14 protein-coding genes are annotated in these 20,949 nt (G+C 31.0%); 9 read left to right on the top strand and 5 right to left on the bottom strand.

The genetic code is table 11. The features are described 5' to 3' along the window. Window positions 1-206: 206 nt before the first annotated feature. The 3 genes from NSQ15_RS09010 to NSQ15_RS09000 all read left to right on the top strand — a co-directional run bounded on the left by NSQ15_RS09010 (window position 207) and on the right by NSQ15_RS09000 (window position 4,269). Complete coding sequence (locus tag NSQ15_RS09010; protein ID WP_340747113.1) at window positions 207-1,334, top strand: NADH-dependent flavin oxidoreductase; 1,128 nt, start codon at window positions 207-209, stop codon at window positions 1,332-1,334. A 390-nt stretch (window positions 1,335-1,724) separates the two neighbouring features. Next, entirely contained in the window at window positions 1,725-2,915 is a 1,191-nt protein-coding gene (locus NSQ15_RS09005) for an ornithine--oxo-acid transaminase (protein WP_017637427.1), read from the top strand. A gap of 109 nt (window positions 2,916-3,024) precedes the next feature. After that, the gene (locus NSQ15_RS09000) at window positions 3,025-4,269 is read left to right on the top strand and encodes a Glu/Leu/Phe/Val family dehydrogenase (protein ID WP_029055589.1); all 1,245 of its coding nucleotides are present in this window, start codon (window positions 3,025-3,027) and stop codon (window positions 4,267-4,269) included. 75 nt (window positions 4,270-4,344) lie between these two features. Here the strand turns inward: NSQ15_RS09000 and NSQ15_RS08995 are convergent, their stop codons facing one another. From NSQ15_RS08995 to NSQ15_RS08975, 5 genes are all read right to left on the bottom strand, one after another. After that, window positions 4,345-4,638, bottom strand: a complete 294-nt coding sequence (locus NSQ15_RS08995; RefSeq protein ID WP_046466505.1) for a TfoX/Sxy family protein — start codon at window positions 4,636-4,638, stop codon at window positions 4,345-4,347. A gap of 62 nt (window positions 4,639-4,700) precedes the next feature. Beyond that, window positions 4,701-5,603, bottom strand: coding sequence for a glycerophosphodiester phosphodiesterase (locus NSQ15_RS08990; protein WP_427704023.1), 903 nt, complete (start codon window positions 5,601-5,603; stop codon window positions 4,701-4,703). Between the two features lie 381 nt (window positions 5,604-5,984). Then, entirely contained in the window at window positions 5,985-6,842 is an 858-nt protein-coding gene (locus NSQ15_RS08985; protein ID WP_217193808.1) for a glycerophosphodiester phosphodiesterase, read from the bottom strand. 255 nt (window positions 6,843-7,097) lie between these two features. Next, complete coding sequence (gene argH, locus NSQ15_RS08980; protein WP_108016850.1) at window positions 7,098-8,477, bottom strand: argininosuccinate lyase; 1,380 nt, start codon at window positions 8,475-8,477, stop codon at window positions 7,098-7,100. Continuing rightward, window positions 8,470-9,672, bottom strand: coding sequence for an argininosuccinate synthase (locus NSQ15_RS08975; protein ID WP_070452308.1), 1,203 nt, complete (start codon window positions 9,670-9,672; stop codon window positions 8,470-8,472). Before NSQ15_RS08975 ends, argH begins: the two co-directional genes overlap by 8 nt. A gap of 323 nt (window positions 9,673-9,995) precedes the next feature. Here NSQ15_RS08975 and NSQ15_RS08970 point away from each other — a divergent pair, with 323 nt between their 5' ends. The 6 genes from NSQ15_RS08970 (at window position 9,996) to addA (ending at window position 20,817) form a co-directional block, all read left to right on the top strand. Then, a complete protein-coding gene (locus tag NSQ15_RS08970) occupies window positions 9,996-11,327 on the top strand; it encodes a glucose-6-phosphate isomerase (protein ID WP_029055583.1) in 1,332 nt (443 codons plus the stop codon). A 205-nt stretch (window positions 11,328-11,532) separates the two neighbouring features. Beyond that, window positions 11,533-12,108 (top strand): TVP38/TMEM64 family protein, encoded by a 576-nt coding sequence (locus NSQ15_RS08965; protein WP_017637418.1) that lies wholly within the window; start codon window positions 11,533-11,535, stop codon window positions 12,106-12,108. Window positions 12,109-12,112: 4 nt separating this feature from the next. Next, window positions 12,113-12,634: a signal peptidase I gene (gene lepB, locus NSQ15_RS08960; RefSeq protein WP_017637417.1), complete on the top strand. Its 522-nt coding sequence runs from the start codon at window positions 12,113-12,115 to the stop codon at window positions 12,632-12,634. 18 nt (window positions 12,635-12,652) lie between these two features. After that, entirely contained in the window at window positions 12,653-13,228 is a 576-nt protein-coding gene (gene lepB, locus NSQ15_RS08955; RefSeq protein ID WP_017637416.1) for a signal peptidase I, read from the top strand. 462 nt (window positions 13,229-13,690) lie between these two features. Next, on the top strand, window positions 13,691-17,161 hold the full coding sequence (addB, locus tag NSQ15_RS08950) for a helicase-exonuclease AddAB subunit AddB (protein ID WP_124760744.1): 3,471 nt from the start codon (window positions 13,691-13,693) through the stop codon (window positions 17,159-17,161). Beyond that, window positions 17,158-20,817, top strand: coding sequence for a helicase-exonuclease AddAB subunit AddA (addA, locus tag NSQ15_RS08945; RefSeq protein ID WP_340747112.1), 3,660 nt, complete (start codon window positions 17,158-17,160; stop codon window positions 20,815-20,817). Before addB ends, addA begins: the two co-directional genes overlap by 4 nt. The last annotated feature ends 132 nt before the right edge of the window (window positions 20,818-20,949 follow it).

Raw genomic sequence — 20,949 nt, 5'->3', positions numbered from 1 at the left:
AAAAGTATAGAGAACTTATAGAAACGATAATTTCCAATAAATATTGGAAGTTATCGTTTTTATTTTGTATTTGATAAATAGTACAACTTAAAAATCATAGTATGAATAAACTGAAAAGTTTTGTGTATGACTGTAAGCAAAAAAATAGAGCGTACATATATTTCGTGATATAGTCGCATGTATTATTAAATGTGGAGGTTAAATATATGAACAGTAAATATAATCGATTGTTTGAGAGTGTAACATTACGTAATGGTGTAGAACTAAAAAATCGTTTTGTTTTAGCGCCATTAACACATGTTTCTTCAAACGATGATGGAACCATTTCTGATGTTGAATTACCTTATATTGAAAAACGTTCTAAAGATGTAGGACTTGCAATTAATGCAGCTAGTAATGTAAATGATGTGGGTAAAGCATTCCCTGGACAACCTTCAGTAGCACATGACTCTGATATAGAAGGACTAAAACAATTAGCACAAGCAATGAAAAAGAATGGTGCAAAAGCATTAGTTCAAATACATCATGGTGGTGCACAAGCTTTGCCTAATTTAACACCTAATGGTGATGTCGTTGCACCAAGCCCAATCTCATTAAAAAGTTTTGGACAACAAGAAGAACATGACGCGAGAGAAATGAGCGCTGAGGAAATTGAACAAACTATTAAAGATTTTGGTGAAGCAACAAGACGTGTTATTGAAGCAGGATTTGATGGTGTAGAAATACATGGTGCTAACCACTATTTAATTCATCAATTCGTTTCTCCTTACTATAATAGAAGAAACGATGTTTGGGCAGAAAACTTAAAATTCCCTAATGCTGTTATTGATGAAGTTTTAAAAGCTAAAAAAGAACATGCTTCAGATGACTTTATCGTAGGTTATCGCTTATCACCAGAAGAAGCAGAATCTCCTGGTATTACAATGGATATCACAGAAGAATTAATTAATTCAATTACTAAAAAAGATATTGATTATATACATGTATCTCTTATGGACATTTATTCTAAAACACGTGAAGGTCAATACGAAGGACAAAATAGACTTAAATTAATTCATAAATGGATTAATGGACGTATGCCTTTAATAGGAATAGGTTCAGTATTTACAGCAGATGATGCTTTAAATGCTATTGAAGATGTAGGTGTAGAATTAGTTGCAGTAGGTCGTGAGATACTTCTAGATTATAACTTTGTAAGTAAAATTGAAGAAGGTCGAGAATCAGAAATTATTAATAACTTTGATCCTGAACGTGAAGATAATCATGAATTACCACCAAATTTATGGGAACAATTTAATAAAGGCTTTTATCCATTACCAAGAAAAGATAAATAATATTTAAATGACTAGGATGATATCAAAAACCAATTGATATCATCCTAGTTTTTTATATAGAAACAAAAAGAAAATTATCATAATTTTTCAGATGAAAAATGTACTAATAATACTGTTATCACAATGTTTTTAAAACTTAAAATTATATATAATGATGAATTTTTAAACTTTTACTTGTACAACATAGTAGGCTTGTGTCATTATATTTGTAAGGGCTTTCAAAACTAAAAGTTGATTCTATTTTCTTGAGCATTTTAATAGAAAATCTCAACTAATCTTTATAATTAGAAAATTTTGAAATATATTTGTATAAACAGTTTGAGAGCCGGTAAAAATCAGTTATGATATTGGTAATTAGCTTTAATATTTATTAAACAAAGGGGAGATATTATGACTAAGTCAGAAGAAATCATTGAATTAACAAATCATTATGGAGCTCACAACTATGTGCCACTACCGATTGTAATTTCAGAAGCGGAAGGTGTATGGGTGACAGATCCTGAAGGTAATAAATATATGGACATGTTATCTGCTTATTCAGCAGTAAACCAAGGTCATAGACATCCTAAAATTATTCAAGCACTTAAAGACCAAGCTGAAAAGGTCACTTTAGTATCACGTGCTTTCCACAGTGATAATTTAGGCGAATGGTATAAGAAAATTTGTGAATTATCAGGTAAAGAAAAAGCATTACCAATGAACACAGGTGCTGAAGCTGTTGAAACAGCATTAAAAGCAGCACGTCGTTGGGCTTACGATGTAAAAGGTATTGAACCAAACCAAGCTGAAATTATTGCATTTAATGGTAATTTCCATGGTCGTACAATGGCTCCAGTATCATTATCATCTGAAGCAGAATATCAAAGAGGATATGGTCCATTACTTGATGGTTTCCGCAAAGTTGATTTTGGTGATGTTGAAAAATTAAAAGCAGCTATTACTGACAATACTGCAGCTATTTTAGTTGAACCTATTCAAGGTGAAGCTGGTATTAATGTTCCTCCAGAAGGTTATTTAAAAGCTATAAGAGAACTTTGTGATGAACACAATATTTTATTTATTGCCGACGAAATTCAAGCTGGCTTAGGTCGTTCTGGTAAACTATTTGCTACTGATTGGGATAATGTTAAACCAGATGTTTATATTTTAGGGAAAGCATTAGGCGGCGGTGTATTACCAATCTCTGTTGTATTAGCTGACAAAGAAGTGTTAGATGTATTTACACCAGGTTCTCACGGATCAACATTCGGTGGTAATCCATTAGCATGTGCTGTGTCATTAGCAGCTTTAGATGTCATTGTAGATGAAGACTTACCTGGTCGTTCATTAGAACTAGGTGAATACTTTAAATCAGAATTACAAAAAATTGAACATCCATCTATTAAAGAAGTACGCGGACGTGGATTATTTATCGGAATCGAGTTAACTGAAAATGCAAGACCATACTGTGAATCATTGAAAGAATTAGGTTTATTATGTAAAGAAACACATGAAACAGTTATTCGATTTGCACCACCACTTGTGATTACTAAAGAAGAATTAGACATTGCTATTGAAAAAATTAAACAAGTATTTCAATAAGTTCAAAAAGTTGTAACAATCATTTTGTAACCCCTTTAAAAAGGATAAAGTTGTGTTACAATAATGAATGAAAGCGAAATCATTAGTTAAAAAAGAGGCGAAAAGGATCATGACTGAGAATAATAATTTAGTGACTTCTACTCAAGGAATTATTAAAGAAGCTTTGCATAAATTAGGTTTTGATGAGGGTATGTACGACCTTATCAAAGAACCACTAAGAATGTTACAAGTACGTATACCAGTTCGTATGGACGATGGAACTGTTCAAACATTTACTGGATATCGTGCACAACACAATGATGCTGTAGGTCCAACTAAAGGGGGCGTACGTTTCCACCCAGATGTTGATGAAGAAGAAGTTAAAGCTTTATCAATGTGGATGACATTAAAATGCGGTATTGTTAATTTACCATACGGCGGTGGTAAAGGCGGAATCGTTTGTGACCCTCGTCAAATGAGTATTCACGAAGTAGAACGCTTATCACGCGGCTATGTTAGAGCTATCTCACAATTTGTAGGGCCGAACAAAGATATTCCAGCACCAGACGTATTTACAAACTCACAAATTATGGCTTGGATGATGGATGAATATAGTGCGTTAGATAAATTCAATTCACCTGGATTTATCACTGGTAAACCAATTGTATTAGGTGGCTCTGAAGGTCGTGACCGCTCAACTGCATTAGGCGTAGTTATAGCTATCGAACAAGCAGCTAAACGTAAAGGTATGGATATTAAAGATGCTAAAGTTGTTATCCAAGGTTTTGGTAATGCTGGTAGTTTCTTAGCAAAATTCTTATATGATTTAGGTGCTAAAGTAGTAGGTATTTCAGATGCTTATGGCGCGCTACATGACCCTAATGGTTTAGATATAGATTATCTATTAGATAGAAGAGATAGTTTCGGTACTGTTACTAATCTATTTGAAGAAACAATCTCAAATAAAGAATTATTTGAATTAGATTGCGATATTTTAGTTCCAGCTGCAATTTCAAACCAAATTACTGAAGATAATGCTAATGACATTAAAGCAAGTATCGTAGTTGAAGCAGCAAATGGTCCAACTACTCCAGAAGCAACACGTATTTTAACTGAACGTGGTGTATTATTAGTACCAGACGTGTTAGCAAGTGCTGGTGGTGTAACAGTTTCTTACTTCGAATGGGTTCAAAATAATCAAGGTTATTACTGGACAGAAGAAGAAGTTAATGAAAAACTACGTGAAAAATTAATCACAGCATTTGATACTATTTATGAATTATCACAAAATAGAAAAATTGATATGCGTTTAGCAGCCTATATCGTTGGTATTAAACGTACTGCTGAAGCTGCACGTTACCGTGGTTGGGCATAAACACAAATTGTTATAATTTTAAATTAAATTAAAACATTCACTCAAAGACAATTGAGTGAATGTTTTTTTGATTAATTATGTTAAATCCTTTTTAATTTGGGATAAAACTTTTAAAATCATATCGCTATCTTCCGTAAAAGGATAATGTATCATTTTTTTGGCATTAGGATAAGGCTCTACTAATTCATAATTAGGTAATGTACTTAGTGAAGAATTTGTAGCTTTAACTAGTAAACGATTGTCATACAAACCGCCAACGACTGCCTTATCATAATATATAATATATTCTCCCATCATTTTACGAGTAGTAATATGATCGTCTTTTAAATGATCCAAAAATTGATTTAATGTTTCTTCGCTTGTTGCCATTTTTTCACTGCCTTTTTAATATATGAATATTATTAATATATACCCTATATTCTTCATATATTTCATTCGTGACTTATATTTTTATATTTATCAGCATAGTTGGTAAACACACCATCAACACCATAATCATTTAGACGTTGCATATCTGTTTCGTTATTAACAGTAAATGGATGAATGAGGAAACCTAAATCTTTTAAATGTTTTGTATTGTTTTCGTTTAAATCTGTATATTCTGGTCCTACACCAATAGCATATGATTTGATTCGTTTTAAGTCTGATTCAGTTTGAGATGTTAGTTCTCCTTTATCTAATAAACGAATTAATGGGATATTAGGACTTAATTGTTTCATTTTTTGTAAACTCGGTTCAGAAAATGATTGAACTATGACGTGACCATTTTTAAGGGATTGATTTGTCAGCATACCATGTTTATTTAATGATTGAATTAATTGATTTTCCATACCTGGATAGACATCTGGTGATTTTGTTTCTATATAATAATTAGCATTTTTACCATAGCGACTTAAAATTTCATCTAAAGTAGGAACTTTAGCATTTTTATACTCTGATTTAGCTAAATTAGGGTGTTGTTTATTGAACCAACTACCAGCATCAAGTTTCTTTAATTCGTCTAAAGTATAATCTTCAACACGACCATGTCCATTTGTAGTACGATCAACAGTTTCATCATGCATAGCTACAAGATGCCCATCTTTCGTTCTTTGTAAATCAATTTCTATGTATGAAGCACCTAATTCTCTATGACTTTTATCATATGAATTGAATGTATGTTCGGGTGCATATCCGCTTGCACCTCTATGCGCAATTGTAGTATGTGCTTCTCCGGTTAGGTTTTTTTGCCAATTTGTTGATTGATTTTGATTTGAAGAGGACTGTGTGGATTGCTGATCATATTGACCATTATTAGTTTGTCCATTACCGCTTGCATATACAGGATTAGCTATACCTAATAAAGATACAGTTGCAACACTTGCGAAAACCCATTTGTTTATTTTCATCGTAATAACATCCTTTCAATAAGTGTGTTATCACTATCATGACAATATTTCCAAATACTAGAAATAGAATTTACTGAATAATTAATTAACTCTAAAAAAATTAATACATTCTTCAAAATATCATTAAAGTTTAACTGTAATTTTACATAAAAACAGCCTGGGACATAAATCAATGTGTCAGGCTACAATTATATATAGGCAGTAGTTGACTGAATTGAAAATGCACTTGTATCAAGCTTTTTTCAACTCTAGTCAACCTTGCCGGGGTGGGACAACGACATAAATTTTGAGAAAATATTATTTCTGTCCCGCTCCCTTTGTAATAAATTAATGTGATACCTTTTTGTATTTATCTGGATAATTGGTGAAAACACCGTCAATACCATAGCCATTTAATCTTTTCATATCTGCAGTTTCATTAACAGTAAATGGGTGGATAAGAAATCCTAAATCTTTGATGTGAGAAGTATTAGAACGAGTTAAGTCACTGAATTCAGGACTAATTACAGTTGCATAACTTTTAATATGTTTAAGATCTTTATCTGTTAAATGTTGTAGCTGATGCTTTTTGATTAATCTAACTAGGGGAACATTTTGATTAGACTTGTGTATTTTTGTCAAACTTTCTTCAGAAAATGATTGAATCATAACGTGACCGTTTTTTAAAGATGTCTTGGATAATAAACCATGCTGTTTAAGTGTTTGTAATAGTTGAGATTCCATTCCAGGATAAACATCAGGAGATTTTGTTTCGATGTAATAATTTGCTTTGTTACCATAGCGAGTAAGTATCTCATTTAAAGTAGGGACTTTGGCATTTATATATTCTGATTTAGCTAATTTAGGATTTGCTTTATTAAACCAACTTCCAGCATCTAATTGCTTTATTTGAGATAAGTTTAAATTTTTTACTTTACCATACCCATTGGTTGTACGATCTACTGAGTCATCATGCATAGCTATAAGTTGTCCATCTTTCGTTCTTTGTAAATCAATTTCGATATATGAAGCACCAATTTCTTTATGGCTTTTATCGTAAGAATTAAAAGTATGTTCAGGTGCATAACCACTTGCACCTCTATGAGCGATAGTTACAAATTTTTCGTTTGTAGGGTTGGATAACCAATGTTTTTTAGAACTTTTTGCATCAATTGTTGGTTGAAACTTTGAATAAATAAAATACACAAATTGTAGATACTAAAATAAATAATAAGACAGCTTTTAGAAATTTATACATAATATGACCTTTCCAATAATTTTAAAATACTTATCAATTATGCTATAAGTTGTATAACAATATAATGTTTATTTTTAAAAGTTGGTAAACTATTAAGTATAAATATAAAAAAAAGTGGTGTCTACGCAAAATGAAAAAGCCTAAAACAAAGCAATGTCTCAGGCTAAAACTTTATAATTCTGAACGACTTCCTACAAAATAACTTATGATTTTAATAATTTTTCAGCAACTGATAGTTGATGTTTAACTGCATCTTGACCAGTCGAACCATAACTTTTACGTCGTTTTAAACAATTTTCTGGTTTTAGATAATCATAAATATCAGATTCTATACTCTGGTGATAGGATTGATAATCTGTTAAAGGCACATCGAGTAAATAAATACCGTTATTAATACAATCTAATACAATTTTTCCAACAATCTCATGTGCAGTTCTAAATGGTACATTTTTACTTACAAGATAATCAGCTAATTCTGTTGCATTTGAAAAGTCTTTTGTAACTGTTTCATTAAGACGATCAGTATTAACAGTCATCGTATCTAACATACCATCGAAAATTTTGAGTGAACCTTTAATTGTATGGATAGCATCGAATAAACCTTCTTTATCTTCTTGCATATCCTTATTATAAGCTAATGGTAGGCCTTTAAGTGTAACTAACATACTCATTAAATGACCTGTTGTACGACCCACCTTACCTCTAATTAATTCTGCCATATCTGGATTTTTCTTTTGAGGCATAATAGACGAACCAGTAGAAAAAGCGTCTGATAACGTAATGAATTTTGCTTCATCAGTGGACCAGAAAATAATTTCTTCAGAAAATCTTGATAAATGAACCATAGTTAATGAAATATTATGCAGTGTTTCGACAATATAGTCACGATCACTGACAGCATCTAAACTATTTTCATATATAGCACTAAAATTAAGCAGTGATTGTGTTTCGTGACGATCAATAGGATGTGTTGTTCCGCTTAATGCTGCAGCACCAAGAGGGGAGATGTCGATTCTTTTGATGCTATCTTGGAATCGAGATTTATCACGCTCTAACATCCAAAAATAAGTCATAATATGATGCGCGAAAGATATCGGCTGAGCACGTTGTAAGTGCGTATAACCTGGCATAATTGTGTCTATATGGGTATTAGCAATTTTTAATATCGTTTGCTGCAATGATTTAATTAATTCAATAATTTCTAGAACTTCTTCTTTAGTGTATAAATGCATATCAGTAGCGACTTGATCATTTCTGCTTCTACCAGTATGAAGTTTACCGCCAACTTCTCCTACACGTTGAATTAGCTCATGTTCAATGTTTAAATGAATGTCTTCTAGCGATGCTTTAAATTCAATTTTATTTTGATGCGCATCTACTTGGATTTCTTTTAAGCCTTCTATAATGGTTTTGGCATCATCTTGACTAATAATATGTTGATTAGCGAGCATTGTTGCATGTGCAATGCTACCTTGAATATCTTGGTCTATTAAATTTTTGTCGAAATCAATTGATGCATTAAAGTCATCAACCCAATCTTCTGGTTGAGCTTCGAATCTTCCTCCCCAAGCTTTTTTACTCATTACTGTAGCCTCCATGTAACATAGAATTAACTTGCGTTGGTAAACCATAAATATCGATAAATCCGACAGCTGCTTCTTGATTAAACGCATCTTCTTTTGTATAAGTAGCTAACTTTTCATCGTATAAAGTATAAGGTGATTGTCTACCATTTACGATAGCATTGCCTTTGAATAATTTAACTCTTACATCTCCTTCGACATATTGTTGTGTACTGTCAATAAATTGTTTTAGGCTATCAGTTAAAGGTGAGAACCATAAACCATTATATACTTGTTCAGAAAATTGCTTTTCAATCACTGGTTTAAAGTGTGCAACGTCTTTAGTTAAAGTAATTGTTTCAAGTGCTTTATGAGCTTTTAAAATCACTTCTGCACCAGGTGTTTCATAAATCTCTCTTGATTTTATGCCGACTAATCTATTTTCAACATGGTCAATTCTACCAATACCATGTTTACCAGCTAATTGATTTAAATAAAGGATTAAATCGTCTAAATCATAATCTTTGTCATCTATTTGAACAGGTATACCATTTTTAAATGAAAGAATAATTTCGTCGGATTCATCAGGTGTATTTTCAAGTGCATTCGTTAAATCAAATGCATCTTCAGGTGGGGCAGCATAAGGATCTTCTAAGATACCGCACTCGTTAGCTCTACCCCATAAATTTTGATCAATTGAGTAAGGAGAATCATGATTAATTGATACTGGAATATTATGTTTGATTGCATAATCAATTTCTTCTTCACGACTCCATGCCCATTCTCTTACAGGTGCAAATGCTTTTAGTTTTGGATTAAGTGCTTTAATTGCGACTTCGAAACGTACTTGGTCATTACCTTTACCAGTACATCCATGAGCAATACCGACTGAATTTGTTTTTTCAGCAATTTCTACTAACTTTTTAGAAATTAGTGGACGTGATAATGCTGATACTAATGGATATGCATTTTCATACATTAAATTACCTTTAATAGCATAACTTACATAATCATCACTAAATTCCTTTGTAGCATCAATAATATGACATTCTACTGCGCCCATTTTTAACGCTTTTTCATGTACAACATCTAAGTCTTTTCCTTCTCCAACATCTAAACAACATGCTACAACATCGTAACCCTTATCTATTAACCATTGTACTGCTACGCTTGTGTCTAATCCTCCAGAATATGCTAAAACAATTTTCTCTTTCATATTTACACCTCAAATTATTTTCAGAATTTTAATATAAATTCATCATAACAGACTGCTAATGAAAAATAAACCATAAAACTACATAAATATACATTTAATAGATGAGATGTTTTCAATATTATCTTTAATATATGCTGATATAAAAGAATTTTTAAAGTTATTAAATTTTTAGAAAAATGCATATTGTATTGATAAGAGATTACATTTGGAAACTGAAATGACACTGAAAGTTCATTTTTAATAGTAAAAAGGAGACTTGTGAATTGAATAGCAAATATAAACTTAGTAGAATTAAAGTAGTAAAAACATAGGAGGCTTTTTAGATGACTCATATTCAATTAGATTATGGTAAGACTTTAGAATTTTTTGGAGAACATGAATTAGAACAACAAAAAGATATCGTGAAAACATTACACAAAACGATACATGAAGGTACTGGCGCTGGAAAAGATTTCCTTGGTTGGGTTGATCTTCCTGTTGATTATGATAAAGAAGAGTTTTCAAGAATTGTAGAAGCTTCTAAACGTATTAAAGCCAATTCTGATGTATTAGTTGTTATTGGTATCGGTGGTTCTTATTTAGGTGCACGTGCCGCTATTGAAATGCTTACTTCTTCATTCAGAACAAATAATGACTATCCTGAAATTGTATTTGTAGGTAATCACTTATCTTCTAGTTATACAAAAGAATTAGTTGATTATTTAGCAGATAAAGATTTTTCTGTAAACGTCATTTCAAAATCAGGAACAACAACTGAACCAGCAGTTGCTTTCCGTTTATTTAAACAATTAGTAGAAAATAAATATGGTAAAGAAGAAGCTAAAAAACGTATTTTCGCTACTACTGATAAGAAAAAAGGTGCTTTAAAACAATTAGCTACAAATGAAGGTTATGAAACATTTGTAGTACCAGACGATGTTGGTGGACGTTATTCAGTATTAACAGCCGTTGGTTTATTACCAATTGCAGCTGCAGGTATTAATATTGAGGCAATGATGATTGGTGCAGCAAAAGCACGTGAAGAATTATCTTCAGATAAATTAGAAGAGAATATTGCTTATCAATATGCTACAATCCGTAACCTTTTATATAGCAAAGGCTACACTACTGAAATGTTAATTAACTATGAACCTTCTATGCAATATTTCAATGAATGGTGGAAACAATTATTCGGTGAATCTGAAGGTAAAGACTTTAAAGGCATTTATCCTTCAAGCGCGAACTATACTACAGATTTACATTCATTAGGACAATATGTTCAAGAAGGCCGTCGCTTCTTATTTGAAACAGTTGTTAAAGTTAATAATCCTAAACATGATCTTACAATTGAAGAAGATAGTGATGATTTAGATGGATTAAATTATCTTGCTGGTAAAACAATTGATGAGGTAAATACTAAAGCATTTGAAGGTACATTATTAGCACATACTGATGGTGGAGTTCCTAATATCGTTGTTAATATTCCTCGATTAGATGAAGAAACATTTGGATATGTTGTTTACTTCTTCGAATTAGCTTGTGCTATGAGTGGATATCAATTAGGCGTAAATCCATTTAATCAACCTGGTGTTGAAGCTTATAAACAAAACATGTTTGCATTATTAGGTAAACCAGGATTTGAAGAAATGAAAAAAGATCTTGAAGCACGTCTATAATCTATAAAAAATATATTTTATAATAAATAAATGTTATAATTACAAGGCTAGGACTAACTTGTCCTAGCCTTTCATGTTGTAAAGTGGTTTTGTTTTCTCAAACTTCAGATGTATTTATTGCTTTAAAAGAAGATTGCTATTTCAAAATACTATAATTACAACTATAATAAATAAGGTAATGTTTACCAAGAAAGGATTTGATGTTTTGTCGTTTGAACAATTAGAAGAATGGTTTGATTTATTTCGGCAATTCGGATATATTCCTGGGTTTGTGCTAATATATTTTAGAGCAATCATCCCCATTTTACCCTTAACGCTTTATGTCATTTTAATTATGCATACATATGGTGCGGTCGTAGGCATTATAATTTGTTGGCTAGGCATTGTAGCAGGTACATTTACAATGTTTTTAATCTTTAAAAGGTTAGTCAATACTAAAAAAATGAAACAATTCAAAACTAAAAAGTCAGTACAAAGATTAATTAGTTTTATAGATAGACAAGGCTTAATACCACTATTTATTTTATTATGTTTTCCATTTACGCCAAATACATTGATTAATGTGGTAGCAAGTCTTTCACATATTAAAACAAAGTATTATTTTATCGTTTTAACATTATCTAAATTGATTTCCATAACTGTATTAGGGATAATGGGTCGAGAGGTAACGACGATTTTCACTAATCCGATAAGAGCTATTGTGACGTTATTATTATTTGTCTTACTTTGGTTTGTAAGTAAAAAGGTAGAAAAACATTTTATGGGCTCTACTAAGGAGTGAAAAGTTGAAAACTGTTATTAAATATTTGATTTCCTTAATATTTGCGATTATTATTGTAATGTTCATTCAAACATTTATCATCAGAGGTGCTGTTGTACAGGATCAAAGTATGGCACCTACATTAAATGAAGGTGACCGATTGATTGTTAATAAAATTAAAGTCACATTTAATTTATTAGATACTGGTGATATAGTGATGTATAAAGATAATGGACGAATCCATTTTAGTAGAATAATTGGGAAACCAGGACAATCTATTGAAATTAGAAATAACAAGCTTTATCGAGACGATAGAGTAGTTCAAGATAAGTACGCTAAAAATAGAGATTTGAATAATGTTTCGTTAAGAAATATGAAACATTCAGATGGAGATATCATTTCACCCAAACACTATTTTGTATTAAATGATAACGATAGTGTAAAATCAGACTCAAGACGTTATGGTCTAATTGATAAAAGTAATATTATTGGTGATGTAAGTGTAAAATATTATCCGTTTGATGCATTTACGACAGACTTTAAATGAATATAAGAGGTGTGTAATTTGAAAAAGGAAATTATAGAATGGATTGTCGCCATCGCAATAGCAGTTTTGCTTGTATGGTTTATAAAGGATTTTGTTGGTCAACCTTATACAATTAAAGGTGACTCAATGGATCCAACATTAAAAGATGGGGAACGTGTTGGCGTAAACATTATGGGTTATAAAATTGGCGATGTGAAAAAAGGTAACGTTATTGTTTTCCATGCTAATAAAAAAGATGACTACGTTAAACGTGTTATTGGTACTCCAGGAGATAAGGTAGAATATAAAAAAGACCAATTATATATAAATGGTAAGAAACAGGATGAACCTTATTTAAATTATAATGAGAAACGAAAACAGATTGAATATATTACTGGTACTTTCCAAGTGAAAGATTTACCTAATGCTAACCCTAAATCAAATGTCATCCCTAAAGGTAAATACTTAGTATTAGGGGACAATCGTGAAGTAAGTAAAGATAGTCGTTCATTTGGTTTGATTAATAAAGATCAAATTGTTGGTAAAGTTTCATTCAGATTCTGGCCATTAAATGAATTTAAAGCTAACTTTAATCCAGATAATACTAAAAATTAATTTTGAAAGCGATAGACGCTAAGTCTATCGCTTTTTGTGTGTAAAATTGTGTAGATATATTAATGAATAAATATGTATAACGGAAAGTCATACTTTTTGTAAAACAAATTAGTATGACTTACCTAATAGTGATAGCTATTAGGTTCAATAATGTAATTCTGTGAAAATGAAGTGAACTTAAAAAATAGAAATAAGTTACAAATTGGCAGTAGTTGACTGATAAAGTAATTCTTTTTCTTTAGAAATTAGAATTACTTATGCATGAGTGTTAACTCATGTAATCCTTAGTTGAACACTTTAGCTAAAGCTAATGTGTAAGTATCACTAAACTATTATAAATAGTAGTGATACTTTACTAACTTAGTCAACCTTGCCGGGGCGGGACAACGAAATAAATTTTGTAAAAATGTTATTTCTGTCCCGCTCCCATGTTAAAATGTTGTCAAAGGAGTGAGGGTTGTTATGGAATTAAATGCATATATAGGGAGAGCTGGGACAGGGAAGTCTACAGCTATGGTTAATGAAATCAAAGATAAAATGAAAACTGACCCACTTGGTGATCCAATTATTTTAATCGCTCCAACTCAAAGTACTTTTCAATTTGAACAAGCATTTGTTAATGATTCAACATTAAATGGAAGTTTGAGAACAGAGGTACTTCACTTTGAAAGATTAAGCCATAGAGTGTTCCAAGAAGTTGGGGGATTTACGGAACAACGATTATCTAAAGCGGCAACTGAAATGATGATTTATCATTTAGTACAACAATATCAATCAGATATGAAATTATATAAATCACAAGCCAAATACTTTGGGTTTAGTGAGAAATTAGCCGAACAAATTCAAGATTTTAAAAAATATTCTGTCTTACCTGAACATATTGATGAATTTCTAAATACACACGATATTCAAACCAGAACTAAACATAAATTAGAAGATATTTCTTTAATATACAAACAATTTGAGTCTCGAACTCACGGCAATTTTATTACAGTTGAAGATTCGTTACGAAAATTTATCGAACAAATGGATAAATCTGAATGGCTAAAACGCTCAGAAATATACATAGACGGTTTCCATAACTTTTCAACTCTTGAATACGAAATGATTCAAGCATTAGTAAGAAATGCTAAAAAAGTAACGGTATTATTAACTACTGATGGTAATCAAGATGCTTTCAGTTTATTTAGAAAGCCATCTGAAGTTTTAAATCATTTAGAAGAGATTGCTCAAGATTTACATATCCAACTTCAAAAGCGTCTTTTCAATGAAGTCTATCGATTTAATCACAATGATCTAAAAGCTTTAGAATCCCAATTCGACGCATTACAACTAACGCCTCAACAAAATCAGGGGCATATCGATATTCTTGAATCTTCTAGTATGAGAGAAGAAATTAATGAAATTGCAAGACAAATTCTTAAAGATACACGTGATAACCAATTGAGATTTCAAGATATTGCAATCTTATATCGAGACGTATCATATGCCGATTTATTTGAATCTATTTTACCGCTATATCAAATTCCTTTTAACATAGATACAAAACGTTCAATGACACATCATCCTATTATGGAAATGATTCGTTCACTAATCGAAGTAATCCAAACTAATTGGCATATCAATGCAATGATGCGTTTATTGAAAACAGATGTGCTGACTAACCAATATAAAAATAGTACACACCTAATAGATTTATTAGAAAATTTTGCTATAGAACGTGGTATTTATGGAAAAAGATGGTTAGATGACGATTTATTTAATGTAGATAATTTTAGAAAAATGGGTCGTAAAGAACATCAACTTACACAAGAAGAAAGAGAGACATTCGAACAAGTTGTTAAATTAAAAAATGATGTGATTGATAAAATTCTTCATTTTGAACAAGCAATGAATGAAGGTAACACAGTTCGTGAGTTTGCTACTGCATTTTATGAAAGTATGGAATATTTTGAATTACCCAATCAGTTAATGACACAACGAGATATTTTAGATAATGATGGTTACCATGAAGAAGCTGAAGAAATTGATCAAATTTGGAATGGTTTAATTCAAATACTAGATGATTTGGTAACTGTGTTTGAACATGAAAGCATGACATTAACTCGCTTTTTAGAAGTATTTGATATTGGATTAGAACAATTAGAATTTGTGATGATTCCTCAAACACTTGATCAAATAAGCATTGGTACGATGGATTTAGCTAAAGTAGATAATAAAAAGCATATCTATCTTGTCGGTATGAATGATGGTTCTATGCCTCAACCTATTTCTTCTTCAAGCTTAATTAGTGATGATGAGAAAAAATTATTCGAACAAAATGCTCAAATAGAATTAAGCCCAACGTCAGATATCTTACAAATGGATGAAGCATTTGTATGCTATATTGCTATGACTCGTGCAACAAATAGAGTTACATTTTCATATAGCTTGATGGGATCATCAGGTGATGAAAAAGAAATGAGTCCATTTTTAGCACAAATAAAAGATATTTATGACAATTTAGATGTAATAAATATTCATCAAATGCATCAAGAACATCCTATTTCATTAATTGAGCATGTTCATCAAACAAAAATTAATTTGTTTGAGTCACTAAGAGCTTGGTTAGATGAAGAAATTGTAGCAGATACATGGCTTGATGCATATCAAGTAATGAGTGACGATGAGCGTCTTAATGAGGGATTGGATTATTTAATCACTTCGTTAACTTACGATAATGAGACGAAGCAGCTTAGTGAAACACTGGCACAGGATTTATACGGTAAAACGATTAATGCGAGTGTATCTAGATTCGAAGGGTATCAACAATGTCCATTTAAACATTTTGCTTCACATGGTTTAAGATTAAATGAGCGAACAAAATATGAACTACAAAACTTTGATTTAGGTGATATTTTCCATTCTGTATTGAAATATATATCTGATCGTATAGATGGAGACTTTAAACATCTTGATCAGAAAAAAATCAAAACATTAACATCAGAAGCGCTTGAACAAATTTTACCTAAAGTTCAATTTAATCTATTAAATTCATCAGCTTATTATCGTTATTTATCCAGAAGAATAGGCGCAATTGTTGAAACAACTTTAAGTGCTTTGAAATATCAAGGAGACTATACGAAATTCAAACCACAACAATTTGAAACGGGCTTCCGTAAATCACCTAAATCTGATGAAGAATTGATGGCTAAATCATTAACAACTACACAAGGTGTTCCTATTAATATACGTGGTCAAATTGACCGAATAGATACTTATACAAAAGAAAATCAAAGTTACGTTAATATCATTGACTATAAATCATCAAAAAATAGTGCAACACTTGATTTAACAAAAGTTTACTATGGTTTACAAATGCAAATGATGACTTATATGGACATCGTATTACAAAACCAAGAAAGATTAGGCTTAACAGATATCGTTAAACCAGGTGGCTTACTATACTTCCATGTTCATGAACCAAGACTCAAATTGAAAAATTGGTTAGAAATTGATCAAGAAAAATTAGAAAAAGAGCACATTAATAAATTTAAGATGAGTGGATTAGTTAATAGTGATGAAAATGTGTTAGATGCTTTAGATATTAGATTAGAACCTAAATTCAAATCTGATATTGTGCCAGTTGGTTTAACTGCTAAAGGAACAATAAATAAAGCTAGTAGTCAGGTTGCAGATGAAAACACTATTTACAAATTTATAGAACATAATAAAAAGAATTTTATTGAAACGGCAAGTCATATTATGGATGGACATACAGAAGTAGCACCACTCAAATATAAACAAACATTGCCATGCCAATATTGTAGTTACCAATCTGTTTGTCATGTAGATGGCATGATAGATAGTAAAAGATATCGCACTGTTGATGAGTTTATTAATCCAATAGAAGCGATTCAACAAATGGAAGAAAATGGAGGTGGAACTGAATGATACCTACGAAACCACAAGATGTTATTTGGACAGATGCACAATGGCGCAGTATTTATGCCAAAGGTCAAGATATTTTAGTAGCTGCAGCTGCTGGTTCTGGTAAAACAGCTGTACTGGTTGAAAGAATTATTCAACGTATTTTAAGAGATGAAATTGATGTAGACCGTTTACTAGTAGTGACATTTACTAATTTAAGTGCAAGAGAAATGAAACATCGAGTTGACCAACGTATTCAACAAGCTTCGATTGAAGATCCAAATAATGAACACTTGAAAAATCAGCGTATCAAAATACATCAAGCTCAGATTTCCACTTTACACAGTTTTTGTTTGAAATTAATTCAACAACATTATGACGTACTAGATATTGATCCTAATTTTAGAACGAGTAGTGAAGCAGAAAATATCTTACTTTTAGAACAAACGATTGATGAAGTGTTAGAGCGACATTATGATTATTTGAAACCAGAATTTATTGATTTAACTGAACAATTATCTAATGACCGTAGTGATACACAATTTAGAAGTATTATTAAACAACTTTATTTCTTTAGTATTGCTAACCCGAATCCTCAAGAATGGTTAAATCAACTTTCAACACCATATATGGATGAATCACAGCAAGATGAGTTATTAAAATTATTAAATGATTTGGCAATGATTTTTATAAATGCTGCACAAGAATCACTTGATAAAAGTTATGAGTTATTTTCAATGATGGAAAGTGTAGATAAGCAGTTAGAAGTCATAGAATCAGAACGACGATTTATGAGTCAATTATTTGAAAATGATACATTACAAATTGAAACGCTTATAAATCGTCAATTTGCAAGTAGATTTCCAGCTATAACAGCAAAAATCAAAGAAGAAAATGCCATGATGGTAGATGCATTAGAAGATGCGAAAGCTGCGTACACTAAATATAAAGATATGATTACTAAAGTTAAAAGTGATTATTTCTCAAGAACTGCAGAAGATTTGAAACATGATATGCAATTGTTAGCGCCAAGAGTTTCATATTTATCGGATATTGTGAAAGATGTTATCAATGAATTTGGGAAACACAAACGCCAAAGAAATGTATTAGACTTTGGGGATTATGAACATTTTGCCTTACAAATTTTAACTAATGAAGATGGTTCACCTTCACAAATTGCTGAAATGTATCGTCAACATTTTTCTGAAATATTGGTTGATGAATACCAAGATACCAACCGTGTTCAAGAGAAGATTTTATCTTGTATCAAAACAGGTGAAGAATCTAATGGGAATTTATTTATGGTTGGTGACGTTAAACAATCGATTTATAAATTCAGACAGGCCGATCCAAGTTTATTTATCGAAAAATATAACCGTTTTAATACCGAAGGACAAGGAGCAGGTATGCGTATAGATTTGTCTCAAAACTTCCGATCTCGAAAAGAAGTATTATCAACGACAAACTATCTATTTAAACACATGATGGATGAAGAAGTAGGAGAAATTACTTATGATGAAGCGGCACAATTATATTATGGTGCGCCATTTGACGATGTTAATCATAATGTAGAATTACGTACAATGGTTGAAGCGAGTTCTGAAGATAGTGATTTAACTGGTACTGAACAAGAGGCTAATTATATAGTTGAGCAAGTTAAAGACATTTTAGACCATAAAAAAGTATATGATATGAAATCTAATTCATATCGACCTGCGACATATAAAGATATCGTTATATTAGAACGCAGTTATGGTCAAGCGCGTAATTTACAGCAAGCTTTTAAAGATAATGATATTCCATTTCACGTGAACAGTAGAGAAGGTTATTTCGAACAGACAGAAGTACGACTTATATTATCGTTTTTACGTACAGTTGATAATCCGTTACAAGATATCTATTTGGTTGGATTAATGCGCTCAGTTATTTATCAATTTACAGAAGATGAATTAGCAAATATTCGTGTATTTAGTCCTAATGATGATTATTTTTATCAATCAATTCACCAATATATTAATAATGATGTTGCTAATAAAAAGTTAGTTAAAAAGTTAAAACACTTTTTAGATGATATTCAACACTATCAAGAATATAGCCAACGTTATCCGGTTTATCAATTAATTGATAAATTTTATAACGATCATTTTGTTATTCAATATTTTAGTGGCTTAATAGGTGGTAGAGGACGTAGAGCAAATTTATATGGACTATTTAATAAGGCTATTGAATTTGAAAACTCCAGTTTCCGTGGATTGTATCAATTTATTAGATTTATAGATGAGCTAATTGATAGAGGTAAAGACTTTGGTGAAGAAAATATTGTAGGGCCAAACGGTAACGTAGTACGTATGATGACAATTCATAGTAGTAAAGGTTTAGAGTTTCCATTTGTCATATATTCTGGTTTATCTAAGAAATTTAATAAAACAGATTTAAGAGGACAAGTTGTTTTGAATCAGAAATATGGATTAGGGATGGATTACTTTGATGTAGAAAAAGATATTGCTTATCCATCGTTGTCTTCAGTCGCTTATTCTGCAATTAATGAAAAAGAAATGATTTCTGAAGAAATGCGTTTAATCTATGTAGCATTAACAAGAGCCAAGGAACAATTGATATTAATAGGTAGAATTAAAGATGAAAAGGAATTAGATAAACTAGAAAGATTGCCTATTTCGGGAAATCATATCGCTGTTAATGAACGTTTAACTGCATCTAATCCATTTACAATGATTTATAGCATATTATCAAAATATCAATCGTCTAGTATTACAAATGATCAAAAATTTGAAAAAGAAGTTGAACAATTGGATAGTAATGTAAAACCAAGAGTGACATTATTTATTGATCATTTCGAAGATATTTCTACAGAGATTGCAACTACTGATCAAGAACATAGAAGTATAGAAGATATTGAAATGTATCAAAGTGGAAACGAAGATGTTAAAGCTAAAATAAAAGACAAGTTAACTTTCGAATATCCTTATTTAGCCGACACTGAAAAACCGTCAAAACAATCTGTATCAGAATTAAAACGTCAACTTGAAACGGAAGAAAGTGGGACTAACTATGACAGAGTGCGACAGTATAGAATAGGTGTCTCAACATATGAACGTCCTAAATTTTTAAGTCAACAAGGAAAACGCAAAGCGAATGAAGTGGGTACATTGATGCATACAGTAATGCAACATTTACCATTTAACCAAGAAAGAATGACTGAAGATGATTTAGATCAATATATCAATCAGCTTATAGATAAAAATATCATTGAATCTGATGCAAAAGAAGATATTAGATATAAAGAAATTATGCGTTTTATAAATAGTAATTTGTATTTAGAAATAGCAAACGCTGATCAAGTTTATAGAGAATTACCTTTTGTAGTGAATCAATCTAAAGTTGATCAATTAGAACTGAAAGATGAAGACGTTTCAATTATTCAAGGGATGATTGATTTAATCTATGTTAAAGATAAAGAATATTATTTTGTAGATTATAAGACAGACGCTTTTAACCGTCGAAGAGGATTAACAGATGAAGAAATCGGTCAACAATTGAAGGATAAGTATCGCATACAGATGAAGTATTACCGCAATACTTTAGAAACGATACTTCAAACTAAGGTCAAAGGTTATTTATATTTCTTTAAATTTGGCATGTTAGAAATTGATGACAATTAAGATACTCTTACTTACGGATAATTTGAAAAAACGAATATGTAGAAACTTTCTTAATTTTCTTACTTATATATTTGTTATTTCATGGTCATAACAGTTATAATATGTATTAAGATATAGATGAGGAGTTGATTA

This window comes from Staphylococcus sp. FSL W8-0774 (assembly GCF_038006785.1).
In the GTDB taxonomy this organism is placed as follows: Bacteria; Bacillota; Bacilli; order Staphylococcales; family Staphylococcaceae; genus Staphylococcus; species Staphylococcus pasteuri.
The sequence above is the reverse complement of the archived record's forward strand: the minus strand, read 5'-3'. Positions and strand labels throughout refer to the sequence as shown.

Excerpts from the sequence above, each read along its gene's own strand:
- NSQ15_RS08975 (WP_070452308.1), bottom strand. The coding sequence starts at position 9,672 with ATGAAAGAGAAAATTGTTTTAGCATATTCTGGAGGATTAGACACAAGC.
- NSQ15_RS09005 (WP_017637427.1), top strand. The coding sequence starts at position 1,725 with ATGACTAAGTCAGAAGAAATCATTGAATTAACAAATCATTATGGAGCT.
- NSQ15_RS08970 (WP_029055583.1), top strand. The coding sequence starts at position 9,996 with ATGACTCATATTCAATTAGATTATGGTAAGACTTTAGAATTTTTTGGA.
- addA (WP_340747112.1), top strand. The coding sequence starts at position 17,158 with ATGATACCTACGAAACCACAAGATGTTATTTGGACAGATGCACAATGG.
- addB (WP_124760744.1), top strand. The coding sequence starts at position 13,691 with ATGGAATTAAATGCATATATAGGGAGAGCTGGGACAGGGAAGTCTACA.
- NSQ15_RS09010 (WP_340747113.1), top strand. The coding sequence starts at position 207 with ATGAACAGTAAATATAATCGATTGTTTGAGAGTGTAACATTACGTAAT.
- NSQ15_RS08995 (WP_046466505.1), bottom strand. The coding sequence starts at position 4,638 with ATGGCAACAAGCGAAGAAACATTAAATCAATTTTTGGATCATTTAAAA.
- argH (WP_108016850.1), bottom strand. The coding sequence starts at position 8,477 with ATGAGTAAAAAAGCTTGGGGAGGAAGATTCGAAGCTCAACCAGAAGAT.
- NSQ15_RS09000 (WP_029055589.1), top strand. The coding sequence starts at position 3,025 with ATGACTGAGAATAATAATTTAGTGACTTCTACTCAAGGAATTATTAAA.